Annotated in this window: 15 protein-coding genes; 1 reads left to right on the top strand and 14 read right to left on the bottom strand. The window is 37.7% G+C overall.

Features of this window, described 5'->3' with window-relative positions; genetic code table 11:
* Positions 1–494 precede the first annotated feature (494 nt).
* Positions 495–1,478, top strand: coding sequence for a polysaccharide deacetylase family protein (locus tag HWE15_RS11020; protein WP_290507589.1), 984 nt, complete (start codon positions 495–497; stop codon positions 1,476–1,478).
* Between the two features lie 24 nt (positions 1,479–1,502).
* Here HWE15_RS11020 and HWE15_RS11015 read toward each other — a convergent pair whose 3' ends face one another.
* The 14 genes from HWE15_RS11015 to HWE15_RS10950 form a co-directional block, all read right to left on the bottom strand.
* Positions 1,503–2,663, bottom strand: coding sequence for a glycosyltransferase (locus tag HWE15_RS11015; protein ID WP_290507588.1), 1,161 nt, complete (start codon positions 2,661–2,663; stop codon positions 1,503–1,505).
* Between the two features lie 1,271 nt (positions 2,664–3,934).
* Positions 3,935–4,972, bottom strand: coding sequence for a hypothetical protein (locus HWE15_RS11010; RefSeq protein ID WP_290507587.1), 1,038 nt, complete (start codon positions 4,970–4,972; stop codon positions 3,935–3,937).
* Between the two features lie 479 nt (positions 4,973–5,451).
* Positions 5,452–6,546 (bottom strand): glycosyltransferase family 4 protein, encoded by a 1,095-nt coding sequence (locus HWE15_RS11005; protein WP_290507586.1) that lies wholly within the window; start codon positions 6,544–6,546, stop codon positions 5,452–5,454.
* Positions 6,543–7,604, bottom strand: a complete 1,062-nt coding sequence (locus HWE15_RS11000) for a glycosyltransferase (protein WP_290507585.1) — start codon at positions 7,602–7,604, stop codon at positions 6,543–6,545. Before HWE15_RS11000 ends, HWE15_RS11005 begins: the two co-directional genes overlap by 4 nt.
* On the bottom strand, positions 7,601–9,211 hold the full coding sequence (locus HWE15_RS10995) for a hypothetical protein (protein ID WP_290507584.1): 1,611 nt from the start codon (positions 9,209–9,211) through the stop codon (positions 7,601–7,603). The genes HWE15_RS11000 and HWE15_RS10995 overlap by 4 nt, the downstream gene beginning before the upstream one ends.
* Before the next feature lies 1 nt (position 9,212).
* Positions 9,213–10,547, bottom strand: a complete 1,335-nt coding sequence (locus HWE15_RS10990) for a glycosyltransferase (protein ID WP_290507583.1) — start codon at positions 10,545–10,547, stop codon at positions 9,213–9,215.
* On the bottom strand, positions 10,544–11,341 hold the full coding sequence (locus HWE15_RS10985) for a class I SAM-dependent methyltransferase (protein ID WP_290507582.1): 798 nt from the start codon (positions 11,339–11,341) through the stop codon (positions 10,544–10,546). Before HWE15_RS10985 ends, HWE15_RS10990 begins: the two co-directional genes overlap by 4 nt.
* Positions 11,338–12,234 carry a glycosyltransferase gene (locus HWE15_RS10980; protein WP_290507581.1) on the bottom strand — a complete coding sequence of 299 codons (897 nt, stop codon included), beginning with the start codon at positions 12,232–12,234 and terminating at the stop codon, positions 11,338–11,340. Before HWE15_RS10980 ends, HWE15_RS10985 begins: the two co-directional genes overlap by 4 nt.
* 10 nt (positions 12,235–12,244) lie before the next feature.
* Entirely contained in the window at positions 12,245–13,129 is an 885-nt protein-coding gene (locus HWE15_RS10975; RefSeq protein WP_290507580.1) for a glycosyltransferase, read from the bottom strand.
* On the bottom strand, positions 13,126–13,968 hold the full coding sequence (locus tag HWE15_RS10970; RefSeq protein ID WP_290507579.1) for a glycosyltransferase: 843 nt from the start codon (positions 13,966–13,968) through the stop codon (positions 13,126–13,128). The genes HWE15_RS10975 and HWE15_RS10970 overlap by 4 nt, the downstream gene beginning before the upstream one ends.
* Positions 13,965–14,972 (bottom strand): glycosyltransferase family 2 protein, encoded by a 1,008-nt coding sequence (locus HWE15_RS10965; protein WP_290507578.1) that lies wholly within the window; start codon positions 14,970–14,972, stop codon positions 13,965–13,967. Before HWE15_RS10965 ends, HWE15_RS10970 begins: the two co-directional genes overlap by 4 nt.
* Complete coding sequence (locus tag HWE15_RS10960) at positions 14,973–15,956, bottom strand: glycosyl transferase (RefSeq protein WP_290507577.1); 984 nt, start codon at positions 15,954–15,956, stop codon at positions 14,973–14,975.
* A gap of 10 nt (positions 15,957–15,966) precedes the next feature.
* The gene (locus HWE15_RS10955) at positions 15,967–16,713 is read right to left on the bottom strand and encodes a glycosyltransferase family 2 protein (RefSeq protein WP_290507576.1); all 747 of its coding nucleotides are present in this window, start codon (positions 16,711–16,713) and stop codon (positions 15,967–15,969) included.
* Positions 16,685–17,524, bottom strand: a complete 840-nt coding sequence (locus tag HWE15_RS10950; RefSeq protein ID WP_290507575.1) for an FkbM family methyltransferase — start codon at positions 17,522–17,524, stop codon at positions 16,685–16,687. The genes HWE15_RS10955 and HWE15_RS10950 overlap by 29 nt, the downstream gene beginning before the upstream one ends.
* Positions 17,525–17,536: the final 12 nt, after the last annotated feature.

Here is a 17,536-nt window from a genome sequence, read left to right as displayed (position 1 = left end):
TGCTACTTTTGAAGGCCAAAAGTAGCCAAAAGCCTTCGACGCAAAAAAGCTTCCACGCACATGGCCAACGCATGGCCCGCTTTTGCGTCAGCCCCACGCGCCAAAACAAATTGAAAAAGGTAGAGTCTGAGAATTTTCCATCCGATCATGCTGAAGGTATGAATTAGAAATAGCCCGGGATCTCAACCCAGATATTAGAATAGGCGGTTTTCCCAGCGCTGGCCCGACAGTATTGTTAGGAAACGAGAGCAAAATGCCAGCAAGACGGAGACGAGTCATTTTTGAAACCCTCCAAGAGATGGTGTCAATTTGAAAACTTGATTTCCATTGGTTTATTTCTCCACCTTAAAAACCCTTGGAGGGTTATGATCTGAAAACTTCCGTTCGTGAGGACACGAACGGGGGTTGGGAGATTTAAAAAAACCCTTGGAGGGTTTAACTTTAAATGAAATCAAAGATTTTCTTAACTTAATCCAAAATTACCCTTTTAACACATGCCTGGAATTTTTACCATTTCCCTCGATTTTGAATTGCTCTGGGGGATTTTTGATAAGGTCGGAACCAATTACAAACCGGAATATTTTTCCAATACCCGAAAGGTAATTCCTCAAATGCTGGATTGCTTTGGGAAAAATGAAATCGGAGTAACCTGGGCAACGGTGGGGATGCTATTCGCAGAAAATGAAGAGGAATGGAAAGCCTACTCACCGGAATTCACGCCTTCCTACCGAGATAAAAAATTATCTGCTTATGAATGGGCTAAAAAAAATGGTATCCGACCAGAAGTTCATTTCGCCCCGGAATTAATCCGACAAATCTTAGATACTCCCTTTCAGGAACTGGGCTCTCATTCCTTTGCCCACTATTATACCCTAGTCCGTGGCCAAAGTCCAGAACAATTCCGACAGGATCTAAAAGCCACTCAAAAAATCGCTCAAAATAAATTCGGGATTTCGCTTCAATCTCTCGTTTTCCCACGAAACCATATCAACGAGCTATATCTCCCTATTTGCCTGGAGGAAGGCTATGAATTTGTTCGGGGAAATCCTAAAAACTGGTACTGGCAAGAAACCCAGCATGAGAGTTTTGGTAAAAAATTCTTCCGGTCTGCAGACTGCTTTTTCCCTGTAGGAGATAAAACCTCCTACCGACTCGATGAACTTAGTCATTTCAAACAAGAGCCGCTTATCATTCCGGCTTCCCGCATCTTACGACCCATGAATATTCGAAATGGTCTTTTTAATGAGATTCGATTGCAGCGTATTTTGAATGAAATGGAATCAGCCGCCAAAGCTGGAGAGGTTTACCATTTGTGGTGGCATCCCCATAATTTTGGAAATGATCCCGAAGCCAGTATCAAAGAATTGGATCGAGTTCTTGAAAAATACCGGGAACTTCATGAAAAATTCGGCTTAGAATCCAAATCCATGAAAATGCTGGGAGAAGGATTACTCGAAAAATCCAGAACTAAGGTGTAGGGAATACACCTTGAGAAAAATAAATCACTCGCTTTCGTTTCGAAGAACTTGATCGTAGATGGCTTCTAATTCGGAAACCATTCGCTTCATGCTAAAATGATTAACTACCTGAGATCGGGCTGCTTTGGCCATTTTTTGTTGCAATTCAGCATCTCGTAAAAGCTTCAAGCAATATCCCTCCAAATCTTCCCATTCATCTATTCCGGTCAAAAATCCCTGCTTTCCATCCTGGATAACTTCTCCAATTCCTCCTGCTCGGGTTGCTACCACCGGCACCTCACAAGCCATAGCTTCCAACATCGCAATCGGCAAACCTTCAAATTCAGAACTGCTTAGATATATATCCAGGATATTTAAAAAAGGGAGTACCTCCTTTTGTACTCCTACCAAGTGGAAATTCTTTTCAAAACCAGAATCTAAAATCTGCTTTTCAATGCGAGATCGCCATTCTCCATCCCCCACCAGTAAAAAATGAACATTCGGTTCCTTTTTAAGAATCCGAATAGCAATTTCCACCCACAACCAAAGACGTTTTTGAGAGCGAAATACGGCTACTTTTCCGATAACAGGAACCTCCACAGGAATCCCCAATTGTGATTTAACAGATAATTCTCCATTCCCTTTTCCCTGATCTCTCAAATTCTTAAAAATCTCCGTATTCACTCCATTCTGAACCACCTTAACTTTCAATCTCCCTCCCCGTTTGTATGGATCCCAAATAGAATTCAGCTGCATGGAAAGCGCCACCTCATTGGAAACAGCAATGGCTACATCCTGCTGCTTAAAGGTCAGACGATTTCCCCAGTAGGAAACCTTATTGTATCGATCCCAAGTATTGTGTTCGGTATACACAATAGGAATATCCAATTTTCTACCGACGAAACGCGCCAAAATACCTGCCCATGGCAAATGGGCATGGATGATATCAAAGTCATACTGCTTGACAAATTCCCGAACTCGCTGAACTTGGAAAAACAATCCCAAATTGCCGGAAGGAATCAAATGCACTTGTATTCCTGCTCGCTCCAATTCGTCCACAATATTTTCCACCTGATGGTAAAAATAGAGGCAATGGAATTCAAATCGACTTTGATCATGAACCAAAGCTGTCTCCGGAATCAGCTTTTCCGCCCCTCCCCGACCGAGGGATTTAATGAGGTGAAGTATTTTGGTTTTGGAGGTCAAATCGGAATTTGAATAAATGGGTTAGGTTCTTACTCCAATCCAAAAATAATGGAATTGTGAAGTTCGAAGTACGATTTACGAAGTACGGTGATTTTTTCTTTCCTAATGTGGTCTTATGCCATCAATCCAGCATGCATCTGTGAATGATTTAATGATGAATGTAGAATGATGAATGTTAGATATCGAAGTAGGTATCTAAAACCCTCCAAGGGATTGGTGAAACTTGAATTAAACGAAAAACTTTGAAAATGTATGTCACTATTGAAAACCCTTGGAGGGTTATGGACAGATCTGAAAATTTCCGTTGGCGAGGACACAAATGGGGGCGGCGGAAATTCTTTATTGATGAATAGTTAATAACGAATTAAAAAATTGAATAACGCCTGAAAAACCCCGTAGGGGTGAAACTATGGGTAGCCCTGGGTGAGTGAAGCGAAACTCAGGGAGAATAAATTAATAGAAAAACAGCGCTGGCCCGGGATTATAAATAGGAAACGAAGTCTTGATGCCAGCAAGACGAAGGTGAGTCTTTGTCGAAACCCTCCAAGGCTTTGAAAACTTAAACGACAGTAATATTCTCTATTTGAATAACACATTTCAACCTTTGCTACTTTTGAAGGCCAAAAGTAGCCAAAAGCCTTCGACGCAAAAAAGCTTCCACGCGCAAGGCCAACGCATGGCCCGCTTTTGCGTCAGCCCAACGCGCCAAAACAAATTGAAAAAGATAGAGCCTGAGAATTTTCCCATCCGATCATGCTGAAAGTACAAATTATAAATAGCCTAGTGTTTCAACCCCGGATTATAATACAGGCCATTTTCCCAGCGGTGGCCTAGGATTATGGTTAGGAAACGAAGATTTGATGCCAGCAAGAACTTGTCTGCCGTGTCAGATGAAGACGGATCTTTGATAGATGAAGTACGATTTAAGAAGTACGAGACATCTTAATTTCTTAATGTGCCTTTTTACCCTCAATTCAGCAAAAAACTCGGAAAGCTTTAATGATGAATGAAGAATAGTGAATAAAAAATTAAATAACGCCTTAAACACCCCGTAGGGGTGAAAGATTGGTAGCCCTGAGTGAGTGAAGCGAAACCCAGGGAGAATAAATTAATAGAAAAACAGCGCTGGCACGGGATTATTAATAGGAAACGAAGTCTTGATGCCAGCAAGACGAAGACGGATTTTTGAAAAAAATTGCGATTAGAATGCCGTTCGTGAGGACACGAACGGGGGCGGGTGAGTAAGATATCTTTTGATAAAACCTCAAAGGTTAGGTGGCTGCTTCAGCCACTTCTCGCTCCCTTCGTTCTCGCTCAACAATCCGATTATAAATCTCCGCCCGCTTCTTAATCCGATTCGTTTTTTCCCAGTCCATAAAGGCCACGATCACAAAAAGCATATAATACATAATCTGGGACTTTTGTCGGATGATAATACCCAAATTCGACATCACAAAGGTCATGGAGATGGAAATGGAGATAAATACCACCGCTGACATCTTCACCATGGCCGGGGCGATACGGATATAATCAATAAAGCTCTTCTTAAAAATTTTGGAGAACATGTAGATATACAGGGTATTTTCCATGGACACTACCAAACCCAAGGCATTCGGAGAATCCACAAAAAGAGGCCGGAACCAAAAGGTAAAAAGCTTCATCGGAAGGCTATAACTTGTCATGTCAACACCAGAACCTGCAGACTGCAAACGCTGTGCATTTAAAGCAGTTTCTTCCTCAAAGCTTAGTAATATATTATTCGGATCAAATCCTAAGTAAGCCAACAAATCCTCATATACAAAAATACTTAATCCAATACCTGCCAAGGCAGCTAAGTACTTCTGATAGACAGGAACTTTCTCACGTCCCAAAATAAATCCAACCCCCATTCCTATCAGCACGGCAAATAGGATATGCGGTCGAATCATGTAACAGAAAAACCCACCTAAAATCATCAAAAAAACACGCTTTCCTGGCCATGAAAGTCCATAGGTCAAAAAAGCCAAGCCCGCAAAGATATAAGCTCCTTTTCCTAAGGAAGCAGTCCAAAAGTGCATATTGGGTAAGAACATAAAAATGGTGATCGCGTCCCAACCCTCAAACTTGGGATTAAAGCGCAGGTTTTCCTTCATAAAACAATAGAAGTACACAAAGCCCCAATACCCCACCCAAGTAGAAAAAAACATCATCATATCATAGTTGAAGCCCAACCACTTGGCAAAAGGATAATTCACCCATTCAATAAATGAAGTTCCAGGCTCAAAAGCATCAAACCAATTAGTGTACCACGAATGACTTCGATAATACATAACAGAGTCTGACCTATTAAATTGACCGTAAGTCCAATAAACCAATCCAAAAAACATATGGTACCAGTACAGCTGATTTAATAGTCCTGCCTTCAGCCATTTGTGTTCCTTTTGCAGGTTATTCAAAATGGGCTGGGAGGCGAAGAAAAGAAAAAGGACTAAGAGTACGGCGCCGAGCAAGGGTATCGAGGTTAGTTTAATTCAAATATAAAAAAAGGGGGAAGATTGTTAAATGTTAATGGTTAAGCGTTAAAGGTCCGTAGTTCTATGTTCTATTTGGAGAATTGTATGATTGTGTAATCGGGTAATTGCTTAATTGAGAAGAGAAGGAAAGGTTAATGGTTAAAAGTAAAAAGTTAATCGTTGGATAGTTAGGAGTTCAGCTTTGTATAATTGGGGAATTGATGAACTGTGTAACTGATGAGTAGTGATTATATGAAAATCAGATTTTTATGTAAGAGAAAAACTGAATTTGGGTATTAATTTGGAGCTAAAATTTTTTGAAAAAATTCTTCAAATTGAGAAGTGACTTGGTTAAGGGAATAACGGGACGTAACCAATTGATAAGCCTGATCCAAAATCTTTTGTTTGGCGGTTTCGTCCATTTGCAAAACGTCCTGAATGTCATTTGAAAAGGCTTTGGAATCCTTTGGTGGAATACACCAACCCGTTTCTCCATTTTTGAGGACTTCAGATATACCTCCTACTCCATAGGCGACTACAGGAATACGGCAATACATTGCTTCTAAAATCACGGCTGGCAAGCCCTCAATTTTAGAGGGTAAAATCAATGCTTTCGCCTTTTGCAACACAGGAAATGGGTTGCCCAAATTGGAAATCAATAAGACCTTTTCCTGAAGGCTATGCACCTCAATTTTCTTTTTCAAATTCTCTACCAAGATTCCTTTTCCCAGAAATAGCAAATGCAAATCCGAAAATTGATTATGATTTTCAACAAACCAATCTATTAGAAATTCCGGATCTTTTTCCTCAACAAAACCACCCATAAAGAGCAAAAATGATTTGGGTAATTCTAAATCCAATTCTTCCCTTACTTTGCCTTCAATAGCTGTTCCATCAATTCCAATTGGAATGGTATGGATTATTTTTGAATAACCATAAAAGTCCATCAAATCCAAGCGTGTAGCCTCGGCTACAGAAATCACCGCGCCTGTTTGATTAAGCAGAAATTTATAAAAACTTTTGGTCCATCTGCTTTTGACAAAAGGACTCATCATGTTGGCATTTCGATAAACTAAGCAGAATTGGCTACCTCTCAAAAATTTTGCAGCGACACCATACCTCAGCGTATCAGAGGCATTGGCTTGAACCAAATCAGGCTGGAAATCTTTCAGAATTTTACCCAGTTGCCAGAATCCTTTCCAATCCACCAATTTTTTACCCGGTCTGTTCAAGTGAATTATTCTTCCTGAGAATTCCAGTCCTTCCCCACCGGACAGAAGGGTAATGACCAAAACCTCATGCCCCGTTTCCAGGAGAGATTCTGATAGCTGAAGGGCAAAAATCTCCGCTCCTCTTCTTTGTGCACGGGTTAGAAGTTGGATAATTTTCACAGGCTTTGATAAAGATTTAAAAAATTCCGAGCTGCTCTTGACATACTGAAATATACTTTGGCTTTTTCCTTCATTTGCTGAGCCCTTTTAGAGTAAAACCCATAATTCTCTTGGACATCAAGCATGGCTTGAATAAAGGCTTGGCTGTGGTTAGGAGGTATACCCAAGACGGATGGAAACTCTTCCTCTAATTCAGCTACCCCCCCTACTCGATAGGCAATCACCGGAATTCCCAAGCAAAGCGCCTCTGCAATTACCCCAGGCATCCCTTCAATCAAGCTGGGAAGGATAAGTACGGATTTTCCCGGTAGATTATCCCAAGGGTTATTCAGGCTTCCCAAAAAACGGATCCTTTCACCCAAGTCTTTGCTCCCTACTTCCTCAATTATTTTGCTTTTAAGTGGGCCATCTCCGATTAAATAAAGATTTCCATTTAGTCCTATCTTTATTCCATCCTGTAATAGCTGAATTAGACCCTGATGATTTTTTTCAGGGGTAAATCCTCCAATGTGCACCCAAGTCAGCTCCTCTTCTAATGAATAATTTACCTCCGAAATTTTGACAGCAATAGGAATAACTTGGTGTGGAATTTTGGAATCGGAATATTGATTTAAGTCCGCCTGGCTAAACTTTGAAACTGATACCAAGGCATCCATTTGCCTTAAAAAGAATGTATTTAGTTTTTCCTGAAAACTACTTTTTAAATAAAAGCCCATTACCCCTCCATTATTGAATATCAGCTTGGATTTGAGAGAAAAGAACCGAGCCGTCAAGGCTAAAAATTTTAGGGTATCACCCCCATTGGCCTGAATGATATCGGGACTAAATTCCTTAATAAGGCTGTAAAACCTCCTCCAGTTTTTAGGATTCCAAGCGGACCTAGCCGAACTCAGATCCAAGCATCTTATTTCACCTAAAAAGGGCAAGGTAAATGAACCGGGATATAAGCTGACTACTATAACCTCATCACCATGATTAAGCAACTCTTTTCCCAATTGTGAAGCAAATATCTCCTGCCCTCTTGCCTGTTGACAATGTATCAAAAGAAGAACTTTCATTTTCTAGAATAAAAATCCAAAATCCAGTTTTCTCCCAATTGATTGAGAGTATGAATTCCTAAGATACCTGAAGATTCATCCGGCTCGACTCGAAAAGCTTCCTCCTCTAAATAGTCCACCAAACTAAGCTCTTTAATTTCCATCACCCGAATGCGATGTCCATATCGTTTAGCGGAATCTTGTGCCGGGCGATAAATCTTTCCATCTTTTTTAAATAATCTTCCTGCTGGTCTTGCTTTCCTCACATCCGATACGATGGGATTTTTAGGATGAGGAGTCCATTTGGTTCCAATTAATGAAGGAGAAAAGTATAAATAGAGCTCGTCAAAGGGTGAGCAGGCTGGATTGAACTTCTGATTTACAAAAAGCCAATAGCCATCTTCATTCTTCCAAAGCGTTGGGTCATAGGCCTCTTCAGGAAAGAAAATCTGAATTTTTTCCCAGGAAAACGGAAAGTTAGTGGACCGATAAAGTATAAGATGACCAGCTTCTGCTGATTCAGGTAGGAGGAAATAATTTCCATCTTCTTCCAACAGAAATGGATAAGACAAATGATAGGATTCTTCTAAAATGACCTGATGATTACCCTTTTCGTCTATTAAAGCAATACTTCCTTTCCCCTTCTTTTTACCGAAAAGCTCTGCAAAAAACATCCATTTGCCTTGATAGAAAAATGGAAAGGGATCTGCAAAATATTTCTTAAAGCTCTCTGAGTTAGGAAGAAAAGTTATATCCTTTTTTGATATCACTTGATTAGAAAAAGTCAGGAAATCAACTGTACCTATATCCCAGTGAGCTTGATGCCTTTTTTCCCGAACCTTCCTTTTCAAATTCCCATACAAGAGATTACTAATTCCTCTTATTAAATCTAAAGTTCGGGGATTTCTCCAAAGAGGACTTTTGGCATGGTCTTGCGTATTTTCGTTTTCCAATTGTTTATTCCAATTATCTACACCTATCCGATCTATTTCTTTAAGCACCCGAAATGGGAAATTCGAGGAGGCCCAAAAGATTTTATTTCCATTTCGTTGTACAGATAAGGGGTCTGTTTGGGTATGAGTTTGATATAATACTTTTCCCCGATCCAAATCTTCATTCAGCTTCATTAGAACACAACCTGTAGTGGGGATTTGCTTGACCACTTCCCAAAAAGCGGGAGGCCCTCCACGATAAACTTTTGGGTCTCCGTGGTGATAGGACCAAACTCCTAAGGTGGCTAATTTTAATACCTCTCCTCTCAGTATTCTAAATCCAAATCGAATCAGGATATCAGGCGCACAGGCACGAATTTGATCTAAGTCTTTGGAATCAAAATAATCCGAGTAAGTTTTTTGAATAGGTTTTATGGGGAGCTCGGGAACTTCCCAGCCTGGAATATTTTGCAGATTCTTTTTGGCAAAAGCATCAGGTTGTTTTAAGAAAAACTTCCGATCAATCCAGCGATAAGTTCTGTATAGAATTGGAGATTTCTTTCCACTGGGCTTAGGAGATTGATTAATCACCGACAAAACAATTTGAGCATTTTTTGCCTGCTGGATTTGAAAAACAGCTTCCCATGCCCAAGCCGGAACCTCCAATGAATCCAATAATATTACAATTCGCAGCATGCTAATTTTGCTTAATTCGATAAGCAATTTTTACAAGTATTTGCTCGTACTGGAGAGCAATTTTTTCAATATCAAATCGCTCAATAGAAACTTTTCTGGCTTCATTGCCTAAGCCCTCCATTTGATCCGGATTTTCGATGGCCCAAAGCATACATTCTTTTAAAGATTCAATGTTTTGAACAGGAAAAACTAAAGCAGATTTTTGGTCGGTGACTGCCTCTAGGTTCATAGGAATATCGGAAGCTATAATGGGTATCCCGGCCATCATGGCTTCGACTAGGGCACCGGAGAAGCCTTCGTACCAGCTGGGGAAGATAAAACAGTTGGCAGTTAGCAGTTGGCAGTTGTTAGGCTGAGCGGAGTCGAAGCCGGTGGTTAGAATTTGTTGGTTAGGACTTATCTGGAAGTAATATCCTTTCAAAAGAGTATCCATTGGGTTCTGGATTTTTCCTGGGAGAAAAACAGATTTTTGGGCTCCTAATTCTTGGATTAATGATTCCAAGTTTTTTCTATAAGGCCCTTCTCCGAAAATGGTCAAGGTACAATCCGGATATTTTTTAAGGACTTTTGAGAAGGCCTGAATGGCATCCTGAAAGCCTTTTCGTTCCAATAAGCGACCATAGGAGATAAAGTTCCGAATTGCCCCAGTCTCTACTTTACCATCGGAAACCAAAACATTTTCTTTTGCATCCATTCTGACAATTCCATCTTCCCCATTCCCATTTCCCTTCTCCCTATTTCCCTCTCCCTTATCCTTACTACCGAGATTTTCTCCAGAACCCAAATTATTGTACCGAGTTAATTCCGGAACTTTTCTACCCCGATAAACTACCGAAATCTTATCCCGATCTATTCCCAAAGTCTTCACATGGGAGTCCGATAGCGCTTGGGCATTAGCAATCCAAAATTTAGGAATTCCTGAAGTCAGCCAATCCAGCCAATACACCAACTTGTACTTGATGCCTTTCTTATCTGTCCAAGCTATCGGTGCATAGCTGTCATTGACCAAAGTACCTACCAATGGCACTCTTGTAATCTTTGAAGCGATCCGAGTAATGATATCAGCCCGCCAAAGGGAAGAAACCAATAAATCCGGCTTTTCCTTTTTGATCAATTGAACCAAGCGGTAAATAGCCAAATGAAAATGATAAGACTCGGGAATATCCAAAAAAAAGAGCCGAAATCCGGCTCGTTCATAGGCGTCTTTGAGGTCATGCTTAGGATAGAAATAAACAAAACCCACATCTACGTCCTTGGAAAAACTTGAAAGAATCTCAAGGTGACTCCGTTCTGCTCCTGCATTGACTAAGGCATCTTGTGTAAAGAGGAGTTTCAATTAAGTTCGTTAGATTTTAGAAAGTTTTGCTTCTCTCTAATTGTTTTAAAGTTCAAAAGTCGCTTTATCCCTTGCATTGATCCTAAGAGAAAAGTATCCAATGAGAACTTTCTCTTTAAGGGCATCTTAACTTCTAAAATAGCCAATCCTTTATCCCCAAACCTCTCTTTGAAATAGATCAATTCAAGGCCTTTATAAACCTTTAACCATTTGTATATCACACATTGTTCTGTATACCGTTCTGCATCATCCATAACGATTAAGCATCCAACTTTTAATTTATCATAGATATCATCCAATGCTCCTTCTCTTCCATAATAGTATTGAGGGCCATCAACGAAAACCAATTCAACCCCATACTTTAGCTTTTTCTTTTCGGATACCTGATAACTAGCATGGATCCCAAATATTCCGAAAACAAAACGTATTCTGCCCGTATAAAAACCCATTGAATCGCGATCAACTAGCTCTTTTAATTCACTGGGAATTTTAAACCAATTCACATTTTCTTCTATGGAAAAAACTTCATAATTGGGGCTAACTTTTGGCATGGTAAAATGAAAAACGATTGTAGAAAATCCAGCTCCAATTTCTACTACTCTATTAATCTTCTTCTCTTTTACTAAAGCTATAATTGCTTCTGCCACTGGTTTATCAATCGACCAACCACCCGGAGAATGTTTTAAAACTTTTAACTCAAGTTCTGATGGATTAGAATTGGTAAGTTTCAGTTTTTCATCTGTAAAAGTACTTTTAGACAAGTATGAAGTGACATTTTCCTTAATCCAATTCATAGGCTTTTGGCTATTCTTTTATGCATTTTTTTAGCGAAACTGAATGGAAAAAGGACAAAAATTAAATAAAGGAGACTTGATTTTATAGGATAGCCCATGGATTTCAAATAGATCCTAGCCTGATTAGTTTTTCCGCAATATAATGCAAGCCACATTGCTTTATGATACCACCATTTTTTGCGAGAATTATTTAGCTCTATTAATTTATGATACCGATCAATAAGTCTTGAATAGGCATCATACTGGGCTAAAAAATCTTTTCTAACTGATTCATGATCGCCTATCAAACAATTTACCAAGATTTTTGAAATCCCAGCCCCCTTTTCTTTCTGACTGATTCTAAGAAAAAACTCTCTATCAACGGAGGCTTTAAATAATTCATCAAAGCCATTAAAACTTTCAAGCATTCTTTTTTTAAACGCTACCCCACAATTAGTCCCAATTCGTAACTCATCAAAAAATGTAGTGCTAGGTAATGCACTTTGTGGACTCCAAAACTCTTCTTTTATAATCCCTCCGGTTGGATTTACATATCTTACGCCAGTCCAAAAGAAACTTATATCTGAATTTGCTCTTATCGTTTCAGACAGATTTTGTAAATAATTAGGTTCAAACCAATCATCGCTATCCAAATACACAATCCACTCCCCCTTTGCGACTCTCCAACCAGCATTTCTAGCCTTCGCATTTCCTCCATTTTCAGACAGAGATACTACCCTAAGCCGCTTGTCATTGATAGCTTTTACTATTTGAAGTGATTCATCGCTTGAAGCATCATCTACAATGATGAGTTCAAAATCCTGATAGGATTGATTCAAAACGCTTTTAATCGCTTTCGAAATATAATTTGCTCTATTGTAGAGCGGAATTACTATAGAAAAGCGAAAATCCATTTACTTTAGTTTAAAGGTCAATAGTTTTTCCTTTTATCCCTTTATGATAGTGATGAAAAGCCAAAAAAATCATCTTTGCATTCTGGAACCCATAACCCAGACCATATTTAAATCCATAGATTGATTTGGCGAACCATTTCTTAACCAATCTTGATCTCATGGATTTTAATGTGAGCGTATCTGAGATCATCAATAAATTCCTGAGGCTATAGTATTCTCTTGAGGGATTTTGCTTCTTTTTATAATTTGGTCTTTCATAATCTGTTCGATTATGGAGTTTTCTTAAGTCAAGGAATATTTTGCAGTGGGCAAGAATAATAAACCCTTTTCGTGAAGCTTTCAGACAAAAATCAAGCTCTTCAAATCCAAAGAACAAATCTTCATTGGGCAATACCCCTGCATTCACCAGCTCTGCACTGACCAACATGGACATCCCTCCTGCTACAAAATCAACTTCTACAAATTCCTTTTTTTCAAGCAACCGGGATTGGATTCTTTTGACTACTCCCTTTTTACGATCAAAAAAATGTCCTACAGCTCCTATGATACCACAAAAAGGGTTTTCATCACGGATAGAAAGTAACTTCTCAAACGTGTCATTGAAAAATGGTGGGTCGTTGTCATCTCCCCAAAAAATCCAATCCAAGCCCTCTGCGGCACAGAGTTCCAATCCTTTTTTCGCAGCGCCCGCAGGTCCTGCGTTATACCCCATTCTAAAATAATTGATTCGATTGTCCAAAAGACCTGCGATCGCATAATCCGTCTTCAGATTATCAGAGTTATCGATGACCCAAATCAGTTCCGGTGGAAAAGTCTGCTCAAATAATTTTTCAATCGTCTCCAGTAGGATATTTGGACGATTATAGGTAATAATAAAACCTCCAAATCGAATCATATATTGACGTCTTTGGTATAGATTCTTTTGGATAGAATTGGAAGGAAGCTTAACCCGAATCTAGCCAAAGTCTTAACCTTCCATGGCTTATACCGATAAGCTTTCCAAAGATGCTTTCTTGCTTGGGCAAATCTTTGAAAACGCAATTGGTTAACCCCAACAATTTGATGATAAAGATACTTCACATGTTCAGTCAATAGCTTATCATGTTTTTCCAAAATTATCAAAATGGAATCTATCATATTTTGGAGGTTTTTGCTACCTCCATCTACAGACTGATGATAAATAAAATTAGGCTTTTTAATATATTCTGTAGGTTTTTCTATTTGATCAATTCTGAAAAATAATTCAGTATTCTCTGCAAAATTTAATCGTTCATCAAAACCTTTTATTTGATCAAAGATTTCTTTTTTGATTAGCCAAGATCCAGGAATAACAATTGGCCTTTTTCTCATTTGTGCCGAAACATTCTCTTCCTTCCCAAATCTATCAACTACCTTCATATCACAATAAACTATTCCAGGATTAGATTTTAAACTAGATCGAAAATCTTCGAGCCAATCAGTAGTGAAATCATCATCATCATCGAAAAATAGAAGATATTCTCCTTTAGCTTCAGCTGCGCCGATATTTCTAGCAGAGCTAACCCCTAGCCTTTCTCCTCTGTGAATGTATTTAATCCTAAATTTAAAATGGTTAAAAATTTCTTGTGGTAATTCATCTTTACTATCATCCACAATAATCAACTCTTCTTTTTCAACCACTTCCCCTAATCGAAAAAGTAATTTTTTCAACTGATCTGGACGATTAAGGGTTGGAATGATGATAGAAATCTTCATTGAACATTATTGTTAATGAAAAAAATTCGCTTTAGCTCCGAATAAAGTTTCAAAGATTCGACAGGATATCTACGGAAGGATTGAACTCTTGATCTTAGAATTGCTAATGCTAATTCATTCTCCCAATTTTTACTATTTATCAAAAATCTATTTTTGTAATATCTAAGCCTATGTTTTAAAGATTCCATTTTAAAACTGGCCTTAAAACCTGAAACTGAAAGATTCCTGTTTTTGAAAAAAGTTCTATATGCAAATAATAGAGCACTTCCAGAAGCTGTACCCGCTTTAAGTTTTATATAATAAGATTCGTTCAATCGTTGTTCAGAAAGATCATGGTAAAATCTCAGTTTATCTTCATAATAGATTTTATAGCCTTTCAGTTGTAGGAGCCAGCACCATTCCAAATCATCTCCTGAGAGCAAAGTTGTATTGGTTCTTCCTATTAAGCTTGGATAAAAGCCCGCCTCTAAAATCTCCAGCATAGGAATTCTTCGAAAAAAAGAACCGGCACCATAAACATGACTTGGTGAGAAATCAATCAATCCAGAATTTAACCTTTGTGGTCCCACGGCATAACTTTTCTGATATTTTTCAAACCAAACTGGTGGATTTATTGTCATTCGTGCAATACCTCTTCCACCAACTATTCCTACATTTTCATTTTTCTCAAAAATTTCTAACCCAAAATCTAAATAATCAGGGGATAAGGAATTATCATCATCACAAAAGAGCAAATAATCATATCTAGAATTCATAATCCCGGCAATTCTTGCATGAGTTAGTCCAGTCTTATTTTCTTTAACCAACTTAAATTTAATTTTCAAAGGATTCTCAGAGAAATAGTTATGACAAAAACCTTCTATATCCTCTGTTGAAGCATTATCAACCAAAATCAATTCCCGAGTAATTCCCGGATTTAATTGTAAAATAGAATCAAGAGTTTTGGGAAGTCGCTCTACTCCATTGTAAGTACAAATGATTATACTGACTCCATTTAGTCTCATTTAAACCTTAAAAATTCTGAAGATGGCATTAGTCATTTTGGATTTTAGCTTTCTACCGATTCTATGCTTTAGTTCGTTTGGAGTTTCACGGAACTTGAGTGATGGCTTAATACCGCTTAACTGATCATAACCTCTGCTTTTTAGCTTTATCTCATAATTATCAAATAATTCACGTAATGCGCCTTCGCTTTCCATATCAAATTCAGAGGATTTAATCCGCTCAGTAATAGTTTGAACACCAGGTTTAAATCCAGAGAAATGAAAAAAAATCAAAGGGAAGTCAATCGAATTTACAAAATAAGTTTCCTCCATCTTTTTCAGATTCCGTTCCGAAAGATTCCACCAAGCCATGTTCCAACCAGGATGCTTTATGGATTTCATATTGAGAAAAAACAGTGCTGCAATATCTATCCATTTTTGATCGACAAATATTCCACGGCATTTATCCAACTGGCAATAATGAGTCAATCTCTCTTTCCACCAACTGACAATTTTTAACCCTTCCTCACATCTAGCTATTCCAACAAATCCCAAATTATTAATTCCATGCTTAAGTGAAGCTAATTCTCCACGCACAGTTTTTTCAGGAAGGTAGATTAAATTTGGTGTCAATAAAGCACTTGCACCATCCCAGCTATTTTCCAGATTACTGATCGATTGATAAAAGAGAATATCAGGATCTATATAATAAATCCTATCTACTTCGGGTCTCGTTCGAAACAAATACTCAAAATAAAAAGGCTTTACTGCTGTATTGAATTCAATGATATTATATCTACTTAGCATATCATCAAATTCGGCATATCCCAAATCAAAACATGGGAGAATTTCAAAATCTGAAAATTGTGTATAATCTATATTTATATTTATTTTATCTACTAAACCAATAATAAAATTAACATTTGGATCAAATTTTAAGATTGAATCTCCTAAAGAAGCAGCATGTGATAAATAGTTATTGGAGCATAAAGTGAATACTATCAAAATCTCAAGATTAATTATTTAATATTTTTTTTACTTTAGAAATAAATACTTTCCATTTAGATGGAAACAAAAAATAATATTTTAAAGGAATGTCTTCAAAAATAGAATCATAAATAGCTGCATTGGTACTCAAACCTCCAGAAGAAAAATTAGCTATGATAAGATTTAAGTATAAAAATTTGGTAATAGATATACACCTTAAATTGAAATCCCAATCTGAATTGATAGGATATTGCAAATCGAAAAACAGTTGATTTTTGTTCAAAAATGATCTTCTGTAAAAAATTCCCTGATGACAAATATTCTTTTTTGTTAATCTGAAAGAATCAAATTCTCCGGCATAAACTTCCTGATCTTTGGCCCAATCCGAATCGCCATGAATTAAAACATCTCCATAGGCCACGTGACAACTAGTATTTAGTAACCTTTTATAAACTTTATCTAGGGTATGTTTATCATATAGCCAATCATCTGCCCCAATAAAATATACCCATTCCCCCTTTGCAGCAGATATGCCTTTATTCATGGCATCATACACCCCTTTATCAGGAGAGGAATAAATCTCAATTCTTTTGTCTTTAAAAGAATTAATAATCTCCAGGGTATTATCAGTGGAGACTCCATCCATTACAAGAATTTCAAATTCAGAAAAATTTTGATTTATTAAACTACTCAGAAGTCTTTCTAAATACTTTCCAGAATTAAGAGTGGGTACAATGATTGAAAATTTAGCTTCCACTTTCCATTGAGTTTCCAATCCAGTCGTTTGGTAAGACAATATGATTTCCTACCTCATTATCCACATCCAAGGCATGGGGAAATGAATTTGAGTAAGAAAATTCTTTTACCCGATCTTTTCTTAAAAATGTAAACTCCATGATTGGAGGAATCTCAATACCATCTTTTTTAAAAACCGGGTAGCAGTTATTGGGATGTATATGAATGCAATAGTGATTATGAAGCAATTTTTCAAAAACAATTGAGGCAAAACGGAAAAACTCAGGATTCCAAAGTTTATCCAAGTCATGAAACTCCACTACAATAATTCTGAAACGATTTAATAAGGAAGTGGAAATACTGATTAAGGACTCATATTCAAACCCTTCAATATCCATTTGCAAAATCAGATCCGAATAATCTGATATACTTGATTGGGTTACCCATTCATCTAAGGTGATGAATTGATCATCACTTTTCGAACCTATGAATTTCTTGAGAAAAGAAAACTTAACTTCCTTAGGGTCGAGATTTGGCGAATCAACGGAATTATCTGCCATGAAAATTTTCATTCCATGTCGGAAGCAATCCGTCTCAAAGGAACTAAATTCACCAACTCCCGGTGAAAAGCAAGCTTCAACACCTTTTAAATCATTTGGCACTAAATATCCTCCATCGGAATCTGCACCAAGCCTGATTAATTCTTTGTCAGTGCGAATTGGTTGAAGCTTTGAAATCAAATCAGTTAATTTTTGCTTTTCGGTCTTATCTAAAACAATTTTATCCTGTTTTTCAATTATGCCAACTAATAAGTTGAAAACCTTGATTTTATTTTTGATCAAAAAGTTCATATTTCTTTACCG

The organism is Algoriphagus sp., from assembly GCF_013373065.1.
Taxonomy (GTDB): domain Bacteria; phylum Bacteroidota; class Bacteroidia; order Cytophagales; family Cyclobacteriaceae; genus Algoriphagus.
Note: the sequence above shows the minus strand (reverse complement) of the source record. Positions and strands in the feature narration are given on the sequence as shown.

Excerpts from the sequence above, each read along its gene's own strand:
- HWE15_RS10995 (WP_290507584.1), bottom strand. The coding sequence starts at position 9,211 with ATGCTGCGAATTGTAATATTATTGGATTCATTGGAGGTTCCGGCTTGG.
- HWE15_RS10980 (WP_290507581.1), bottom strand. The coding sequence starts at position 12,234 with ATGGATTTTCGCTTTTCTATAGTAATTCCGCTCTACAATAGAGCAAAT.
- HWE15_RS10965 (WP_290507578.1), bottom strand. The coding sequence starts at position 14,972 with ATGAGACTAAATGGAGTCAGTATAATCATTTGTACTTACAATGGAGTA.
- HWE15_RS11010 (WP_290507587.1), bottom strand. The coding sequence starts at position 4,972 with ATGTATTATCGAAGTCATTCGTGGTACACTAATTGGTTTGATGCTTTT.
- HWE15_RS10975 (WP_290507580.1), bottom strand. The coding sequence starts at position 13,129 with ATGATTCGATTTGGAGGTTTTATTATTACCTATAATCGTCCAAATATC.
- HWE15_RS11020 (WP_290507589.1), top strand. The coding sequence starts at position 495 with ATGCCTGGAATTTTTACCATTTCCCTCGATTTTGAATTGCTCTGGGGG.
- HWE15_RS10970 (WP_290507579.1), bottom strand. The coding sequence starts at position 13,968 with ATGAAGATTTCTATCATCATTCCAACCCTTAATCGTCCAGATCAGTTG.
- HWE15_RS10950 (WP_290507575.1), bottom strand. The coding sequence starts at position 17,524 with ATGAACTTTTTGATCAAAAATAAAATCAAGGTTTTCAACTTATTAGTT.
- HWE15_RS10985 (WP_290507582.1), bottom strand. The coding sequence starts at position 11,341 with ATGAATTGGATTAAGGAAAATGTCACTTCATACTTGTCTAAAAGTACT.
- HWE15_RS11000 (WP_290507585.1), bottom strand. The coding sequence starts at position 7,604 with ATGAAAGTTCTTCTTTTGATACATTGTCAACAGGCAAGAGGGCAGGAG.